Annotated in this window: 6 protein-coding genes; 4 read left to right on the top strand and 2 right to left on the bottom strand. The window is 61.6% G+C overall.

Going from position 1 to position 7,716, the window contains the following annotated elements:
• Positions 1-126 precede the first annotated feature (126 nt).
• On the bottom strand, positions 127-1,056 hold the full coding sequence (locus ACIOMR_RS13995; protein WP_003218560.1) for a LysR substrate-binding domain-containing protein: 930 nt from the start codon (positions 1,054-1,056) through the stop codon (positions 127-129).
• A 280-nt stretch (positions 1,057-1,336) separates the two neighbouring features.
• On the opposite strand from ACIOMR_RS13995, the gene ACIOMR_RS13990 reads away from it, so the two are divergent.
• The gene (locus ACIOMR_RS13990) at positions 1,337-2,569 is read left to right on the top strand and encodes an MFS transporter (RefSeq protein WP_177070543.1); all 1,233 of its coding nucleotides are present in this window, start codon (positions 1,337-1,339) and stop codon (positions 2,567-2,569) included.
• Here ACIOMR_RS13990 and ACIOMR_RS13985 read toward each other — a convergent pair.
• The gene (locus ACIOMR_RS13985) at positions 2,507-3,421 is read right to left on the bottom strand and encodes a LysR family transcriptional regulator (protein ID WP_177068162.1); all 915 of its coding nucleotides are present in this window, start codon (positions 3,419-3,421) and stop codon (positions 2,507-2,509) included. The two genes, ACIOMR_RS13990 and ACIOMR_RS13985, sit on opposite strands and share 63 nt — an antisense overlap.
• Positions 3,422-3,535: 114 nt before the next feature.
• Between ACIOMR_RS13985 and ACIOMR_RS13980 the strand changes: the two genes are divergently transcribed.
• The 3 genes from ACIOMR_RS13980 to ACIOMR_RS13970 all read left to right on the top strand — a co-directional run bounded on the left by ACIOMR_RS13980 (position 3,536) and on the right by ACIOMR_RS13970 (position 7,709).
• Positions 3,536-4,417: a hypothetical protein gene (locus ACIOMR_RS13980; RefSeq protein ID WP_008432881.1), complete on the top strand. Its 882-nt coding sequence runs from the start codon at positions 3,536-3,538 to the stop codon at positions 4,415-4,417.
• A 50-nt stretch (positions 4,418-4,467) separates the two neighbouring features.
• Positions 4,468-5,694, top strand: a complete 1,227-nt coding sequence (locus ACIOMR_RS13975) for a Xaa-Pro peptidase family protein (RefSeq protein ID WP_177117656.1) — start codon at positions 4,468-4,470, stop codon at positions 5,692-5,694.
• Between the two features lie 389 nt (positions 5,695-6,083).
• On the top strand, positions 6,084-7,709 hold the full coding sequence (locus ACIOMR_RS13970; protein WP_003218570.1) for an ABC transporter substrate-binding protein: 1,626 nt from the start codon (positions 6,084-6,086) through the stop codon (positions 7,707-7,709).
• The last annotated feature ends 7 nt before the right edge of the window (positions 7,710-7,716 follow it).

The raw sequence follows: 7,716 nt of genomic DNA, 5'->3' as shown, positions 1-7,716 counted from the left end.
GCACCGAGTGGTGGGGCAAAGACCTTTTGGTTACTTTTGGGGCGTTTGCCAAAAGTGACCCGCTGTAAGAGCGGAACCATAAGTGGCCGTTACCGCAGCAATGGATATGTACACAAACCCCACTCCTCACCCAGCCGCCAAAGAAGGCTCCAACTGCCGCTGAGCCAACCAAATCTCCTCCTGCAACCACTGCGCAAACACCTGCAACTGCGGCGTATCCGTCTGCTCCGGCCGGGTCACCAGCCAATACGACTGATGCCCCTCCACATGCACATTCAGCACCTGCGTCAACTGCCCACTGGCCAACTCCGAAGCGACCATATGCCAATCCGCAATGGTAATCCCCAACCCATCGATCGCCGCCCGAATCGCCAAATCCAGCAGGTCAAACTCATACCCCCCCTCGATATCAACCCCACTGATCCGCGCCGCATCCAGCCAATGCTTCCACGTCAGATACCGCTGATCCTCCCGCGCCAGCACATGCAGCAGCGTCATGCGATTCAGATCAATCCCGTCACTCCACTCCCGGGCATACAACGACGGCGCACACACCGCGATATGCCGCTCCTGAATCAACAACGAGCTGTCCAACCCATCCCATTCCCCATCGCCAAACCGAATCGCACAATCCAGCGTACTGGTCTCCGCCAGGCTGTCCTGCAACCGCGTGGTAATGCTCAACTCCAACTCCGGATGCTGCTCGCGCAAGCGCCCCAACCGCGGCATCAACCAACGATTGGTAAACGTCGGCGGCGCATTGATGTGCAGCCGATTGGCATGGGACTTCTGCTGGATACTGCGCACCGTCAGCTCGATCTTGTCGAACGACTGATGCAACGCCCGCAGCAACACCCGCCCGGCACTGGTCAATTCCAGGTGATGGTGACGACGCTCCAGCAGGGCCTCGCCCAACTGTTCTTCAAGCTGGCGCACCTGGCGGCTGACCGCACTCTGCGTGACGTTCAACAGCTCGGCGGCCCGGGTAAAACTGCCGGTACTGCCGGCGACTTCGAAAGCTTTGAGGGCGTTGAGACCGGGCATTTTGCGTTTCATGGACGACACTCGGGAGCACAGGGGAAATAACCTGCACAACATACCTTTTTGTATTGGGTCAGCGGTAGCACCCCAGCCTGACAAACAATTAATCGTCACAAACGCTGAAAGTGTCGTTTATCGCTACAGACCGTCGCTCACGAATAAATAGCCTGCGTATAACGCATGCACACTTAGACAATTAAGCATTGGTCGTCGCCAGGCTATAAACGCTAGTCTGCCGATGTACTTCCTGTAACTTCGCCCCTCTCTTTCGCGATTAACTTATCGAGTCATCGCCATGTCCAACGCACCCGTTTCATCCCGGCGAAGTATTGGCTTGCTGGCACTGGTGTTTACCGCCTGCAACGCCACCACCCACGGTTTCAGTGTGTTCCTGTATTCGGCGCTGTTGCCGCAGATCCGCCTGGCCTTTGAGCTCAGTTACAGCCAGGCCGCGTTGATTGCCGCGCTGTTGCAGCTGTTCTACATGGGCGCCTCGATTGCCAGCGGCCTGGCGGCGGCGTGGATCAGCCCGCGCAATATGGTGCGCCTGACCATCGTCCTCAGCCCCGCCCTGCTGGCCCTGGCCGTCGCCACGCCGTGGGTGCTGCCGTTTGCCCTGTGCCTGGCACTGGTGTCGGCGTGCGCGGTGTCGAACTGGAACGCGATTTCGGCCCTCGCTCAAGAGGTGATCCCGACTACACATCGCAGCCGGGTGCTGGGGCTGGCGTCCTCGGGCTCAGCCTTTGCGCTGTGCTTGAACGGGCTGTTGATCGCGCTGTTGCAGGGGTTGTCGTTGCGCCAGTTCTGGCTGATCTGCGCCGGGTTGACGCTGGTTGTCACGCTGTTGACCTTGTGGGCACTGGCCCCGATCAAGCAACCGGCACCACGCGAGACCATGGCGCCGGCGCTGAACCAAGTGCTGCGCCAATGGCTGAAGTTGTGCGTGGCACAACCGGTGGCAATGCAGATCGTCTTGCTCAGCGCGTTTATCGGCGCCATCAGCGGGCCGTTTCTGAATTTCCTGTCGGCGTTCGTCAGCGAGCAGCTACAAGCCAGCGCCTCCGTCACCGGCTCGATGTGGACGCTGATCGGGATCGGCGGTGTGATCGGCGGCTTGCTGCTGGGCACGCTGGCAGACCGTTGGGGGGCGTTGCGGGTGATGGCCCTGAGTATCGGCGCGTTTGGTCTGAGCATGCTCGGCTTGCTCGGGCACCCGAGCCTGGTACTGAGCTGGCTGGCGGCCGGGCTGTTCGCGCTGTTCTATTTCCCGTGTTGGGGCTTGATGGCCGCCTACGTCGGTGCCCGGCTCAGCCCGGTGCACAGCCTGCAAGTGGTGAGCCTGAGCATGGTCAGCTACGGCCTGGCGAGTGCCACCGGCAATGCCCTGTGCGGCTGGCTGCTGCAACTCACTGGCGAATTTGCGGTGGTGCACGGCTGGATCGCGGCCTGGGTGTTGGCCAGCCTGTTATTGCTCAAGCGCATGGCCCAGCGACACACCCGCGAAGCGCTGGCCGCCCAGATGCCCTGAGTGGCCCAGTTGCCGGCGCAGAATCTCCACCAGGGCATCCACTTCCGGCACCTGGCAACCGGCTGAACGCCAGAACATCAGGCGCGCCGGCGCAATCGGCGGGAAGCCCTGGCGCTCGTCCAGAATCTGCCAGTCGGGTGGCACCAGGCGCCGCGCCATCACGCCCACCGACAAGCCCTGCTCGATCGCAATCGCAATGCCGCGCGGGCTTTGGCTGGTGTAAACCACCTGCCACGAGCGCCCGGACTGGGCCAGCGCCTGCACGGCGTTCGCACGGAACGCGCAGCCCTCGGCGTACACCGCCAACGGCACCGACTGACGCCCCACGCAACTCCAGCTGGGCGCCGCGACCCACACCAACGGCTCGTCGCACAGGTATTCCCCGCTCTGCAAACCTGCGTGTTCCACCCCCAGCACCAGGTCCAGCTCGCCCCGTTGCAGGCGCCCCACCAGGGCCGTCGACATCTCGCAGCACACATCGGGCCGTACCTGGGAGAACTGCGCCTGGAAGTCCTTGAGCATCCCGCCCAGGCAGTACTCGGCGTAGTCCTCGGGCATGCCGAGGTGGATACACACCTGTTGATTGGGCAATTGCGCGGCGCTGACGGCCTCGCTGTGCAGCTTGAGGATCTGCCGGGCGTAGATCAAAAAGGTTTCGCCACCGGGGGTCAGGCCCACCGAGCGGCTGGTACGGCGGATCAGTGGCGTGCCGACGATGTCTTCCAGGCGTTGCAGGCTCTGGCTGACGGTGGATTGGGTCTTGTGCAGGCGCTCGGCGGCCGCCGAAAACCCCTGGCACTCGATAATTGCCACAAACACTTTAAGCAGGGTGCCATCCAGTTCGCCCGACATAACTATCGCCCTCGCCGATGGATTCGATCACAACTTGTAATTTCCACTTTGCACCTCGTTCAGCAACTATCGGGTCAGCCAAAAAACACCAACTGATAGTTCCGGGAGTCTTGCATGAGCCTTCAACTTGCTGACGCTGAAGTGGGCGATATCAGCGACATTATTAATACCGAGCTGTATCCCATACATGATTCGGGCCATGTTCAATTACAGGCCCTGATCGAACACGCCCGGGCCGAACTGGCCGAAGACGGTTGCTGCCTGCTGAAGAACTTCCTGCGCCCCGCGGCGCTTGAGCAGGCGCGCCTGGAAGGTTTGGCGCTGTCGGGCAAGACGTTTTATTCGGTGCGCAAGGTCAACGCCTACTTCACCGAGGACGACACCTCCCTGCCCCACGATGACCCGCGCCGCACGTTCATGGAGCGCACCAGCGGCTTTGTGACCCGCGACATGATCGCCCCGGACGCGATCATCCACCGGCTGTACGTGTCGCCGATGATGAAACGCTTTATCGGTGCCTGCCTGAATGAGCCGGAAATCTTCGAGTACGCCGACCCGTTCGCCGGGCTGGTGATCAACGTGATGCCGGACGGCACCGAGCAGCCCTGGCACTTCGATACCAACGAATTCATCGTCAGCATGATGACCCAGAAGCCCGAGGCCGGCGGCCTGTTCGAGTACGCGCCGATGATTCGCTCGCGCACCCAGGAGAACCTCGGCGCCGTCGGCAAGGTGGTGCGTGGCGAGGACCGTTCGCGGGTGCAGGAACTGGAGCTGAATCCCGGCGATTTGCAGATATTCAAAGGGCGTTTTTCGGTGCACCGGGTGACCCGCGTGGAAGGCGCCACCGAGCGCAACACGGCGATCTTCGCCTACTCCGAAAAGCCCGGAATCATCGGCCGTGCCCAGCGCACCAAGCAGCTTTACGGACGCCTGTCCGAAGCCCATCTGCAAGCCGAACGCAACCTGGTCCGCAGCGACCAGTTGCTCGACTGATTCATACCTAAAAAACCTTGAAACCGTATTTGCCCTGCGAGGAACACCCCATGAGTCTGTCCGGCCCCAACCGCAACCCCGCTGACTGCGAACCTACCCATGACGAGATCCAGCAGATCCAGCTGGACCGCCTGCAACGGGTACGCAACGAGCTGAAAAAACGCGACTACGCCGCCTGCGTAGTGTTCGACCCTACCCACATGCGCTACGCCACCGGCTCACGCAACATGCAGGTGTACTCGGCGCGCAACCCGGCCCGCTATGCGTTTATCCCGGCAGAAGGCCCGGTGGTGGTGTTCGAGTTCGGCGGCTGCCTGCACCTGGCCGAAACCCTCAACACCGTCGATGAAGTGCGCCCGGCCAAAGCCATCTCCTATTACTTCTGCGAAAGTTTCCTGGGCAATGTCACCGCCGACTGGGCCGCGGAAATCGATGAGCTGGTGCGCAAATGCGGCGGCGGCAAACGCATCGCCATTGAAAGCGCCACCTCCGCTGCGGCCTTCGAACTGCAAAAGCTCGGTTACCAGATTTTCGATGCCCAGGAACCGCTGGAACGTGCGCGCTGCATCAAGGTGCCGAACGAACTCAAGATGATCCGCGCCAGCCTGCGTGCCACTGAAGCCGGGGTGCGCCTGATGGAAAGCAAACTCACCCCCGGCATCAGCGAGAACGAGCTGTGGTCGCACCTGCACCAGCACGTGATCGCCACCGACGGTGATTACGTCGAGACCCGCCTGCTGTCCTCCGGCCCACGCACCAACCCGTGGTTCCAGGAGTGCAGCACCCGGCCCATCGAAGCCGGCGACCTGGTAGCGCTGGACACTGACGTGGTCGGGCGTTTCGGCTACTACGCCGACTTCTCGCGGACCTTCCTGTGCGGTGAACAAGCCGCCACCGCCAAGCAGCAGGAGCTGTACAAACTGGCCTACGAGCAAGTGCAGACCAACATGGAAATGCTCAAGGCCGGGCGCAGTTTCAAGGAGTACGCGGAACTGGCCTGGAAGATTCCCGAGCATTACAAAAACAACCGTTACTTCGCCCTGGTGCACGGGGTTGGCATGACCGGTGAATACCCCTACGTGGTGCATCGCGAAGACATTGATGCCCTGGGCTACGACGGTGTGTTCGAAGCCGGTATGACCATCTGCGTGGAAAGCTACATCGGCCACGACGACGGCGGCGAAGGGGTCAAGCTCGAAGAGCAGATCTACATCCACGAACACGGCATCGAGTTGCTCTCCGACTACCCGTTCGACCCGCGCTTGTTGAGGTACTGATCGTTCCCACGCTCTGCGTGGGAATGCATCCCGTGACGCTCTGCGTCACCGTTTCGCAGAGGGGACGCGGAACGTCCGGGGCGGCATTCCCACGCAGAGCGTGGGAACGATCGGTCGGTGGGGAGCGACATGTAACATGCGTTTATAGAACGTTCCAACGCAGAATTTGTCGTTTGTCGATCTTTGCGCAAATGACAAAACTGCGGGCATCTCTAATAAAAACAACATGAGAGCTGCCCTATGTCCTGTCCCATTGCCACCCTCCCGACTTCGTTGCGCCTTGTTCTTCTGCCGGCTTCACAGCGGTCACGGTCGCGCCTTCGCGGCGCTTGCCATTGACCCTTGCGGTTCAACAAAAAAACGCATATTCGCAAGTACCGGAGAGGCTTATGAAAGAGTTGACTACCCTGGACGGCGCCGCGCCGCATCCAGCCGTAAATGATCTGTGTGCCCAAGTGCAAAGCGGCGAAATCAACCGTCGCCAATTCCTGCGCACGGCCGCGCTGCTGGGCATCACCGTCGCCAGTGCCAGCACCTTTCTCGGTTCCGCACTGCTGGGCAATCACGCCCAGGCCGCCGAGCCACGCCAGGGCGGCAGCCTGCGGTTTGCCTGCGCGATCCAGGAAATCCAGGACCCGATGCTGATCACCTGGATCGAAGCCTCGAACCTGCTGCGCAACTCGGTGGAATACCTGACCTGGGTCGACGCCGACAACATCACCCACCCTTACCTCGCCGAGAGCTGGAGCCCGTCGGAAGACCTCGCTACCTGGACCTTCAACCTGCGCCAGAACGTGAAGTGGAGCAACGGCGACACCTTCAACGTCGACGACGTGCAGCACAATATCGAACGCTGGATCGCCGCCGATTCCAAGTCGGTGAACCGCACCGCGTTCCAGGACATCAAGGCCTTCGAAAAAGTCAGCGAGTTCCAGTTCCGCCTGGTGCTCAAGCGGCCGATCCTGGCGATCCCGGAGATGCTCAACGCCTTCACCTGCGCCATCGTGCACCGCAGCTTCAAGGCCGGTGACGACTGGGCGAAAAACCCGCTGGGCACCGGGCCGTTCAAGCTGGTTTCATTCGCCGTGAACAAGCAGGCGACCTTCGCCAAGCGCGCCGATTACTGGGGCAAACCAGCCAACCTTGACGAGTTGCGCTACATCGACATGGGCACCGACGTGTCCACCCACCTCGCCGCCCTGCAAGCCGGACAAGTCGACGTGCTGTACCGCGTGACGGTGGCTGAACTGGACCTGGCCAAGCGCTTGCCCGGGGCCCAGTTGCTGACCTGCAAGTCGGCGCAAACCGTGGTGATGCGCATGGCCTGCGACCAGAAGCCGTTCACCGACCTGCGCATCCGCAAGGCGGTGGTGCTGTGCGCCGATAACGCGCAGATGCTGAAGATCGCCTATCGCGGCATGGGCACCCTCGGCGAAGACCATCATGTGGCGCCTTCCCACCCCGAATATTTCCCGCTGCCCAAGCGCAACCGCGACGTGGCGGCGGCCAAGAAGCTGCTGGCCGAAGCCGGCTTCCCCAACGGCATCGACATTGACCTGATCGTCGGCAACACCCAGGGCCGCTATGAACAGGACTGCGCGCAGATCCTGCAACAGAACTGCCTGGAAGCCGGGATCCGCATCAACCTCAAGGTGATCCCCGCCGCGCAGTACTGGCCGATCTGGGACAAGGCCGCCTTCAGCCTGACCTACTGGGCCCATCGCCCGCTCGGTGTGATGTCCCTGGAGCTGGCCTACCGCGGCGGTGGCGCCTGGAACGAAAGCCATTACAGCGACCCGGCGTTCGATGCCGCGCTGGACAAGGCCATGGGCATCATCGACCCGAAACAGCGCGCCGTGGCGATGGAAAATGTCGAACGCATCCTGCAGGACGCCTGCGTGATCGTGCAGCCGTTCTGGGGCGACAAGTTCACCGCCGTGAGCAAAAAGGTCCAGGGCTTCCAAGTGCACCCTTCCGACTTCTACCCGATGGACAGTGTGTGGATGAGCGCTTGATTTAGCG

Origin of the sequence: Pseudomonas sp. NPDC087814 (genome assembly GCF_044742865.1) — a bacterium.
Taxonomy (GTDB): Bacteria; Pseudomonadota; Gammaproteobacteria; order Pseudomonadales; family Pseudomonadaceae; genus Aquipseudomonas.
This window is presented reverse-complemented; position numbering and strand designations above follow the sequence as displayed.

Bases quoted from the DNA above. Each gene is read 5' to 3' on its own strand.
- ACIOMR_RS13995 (WP_003218560.1), bottom strand. From the start codon at position 1,056: ATGAAACGCAAAATGCCCGGTCTCAACGCCCTCAAAGCTTTCGAAGTC.
- ACIOMR_RS13990 (WP_177070543.1), top strand. From the start codon at position 1,337: ATGTCCAACGCACCCGTTTCATCCCGGCGAAGTATTGGCTTGCTGGCA.
- ACIOMR_RS13970 (WP_003218570.1), top strand. From the start codon at position 6,084: ATGAAAGAGTTGACTACCCTGGACGGCGCCGCGCCGCATCCAGCCGTA.
- ACIOMR_RS13975 (WP_177117656.1), top strand. From the start codon at position 4,468: ATGAGTCTGTCCGGCCCCAACCGCAACCCCGCTGACTGCGAACCTACC.
- ACIOMR_RS13985 (WP_177068162.1), bottom strand. From the start codon at position 3,421: ATGTCGGGCGAACTGGATGGCACCCTGCTTAAAGTGTTTGTGGCAATT.
- ACIOMR_RS13980 (WP_008432881.1), top strand. From the start codon at position 3,536: ATGAGCCTTCAACTTGCTGACGCTGAAGTGGGCGATATCAGCGACATT.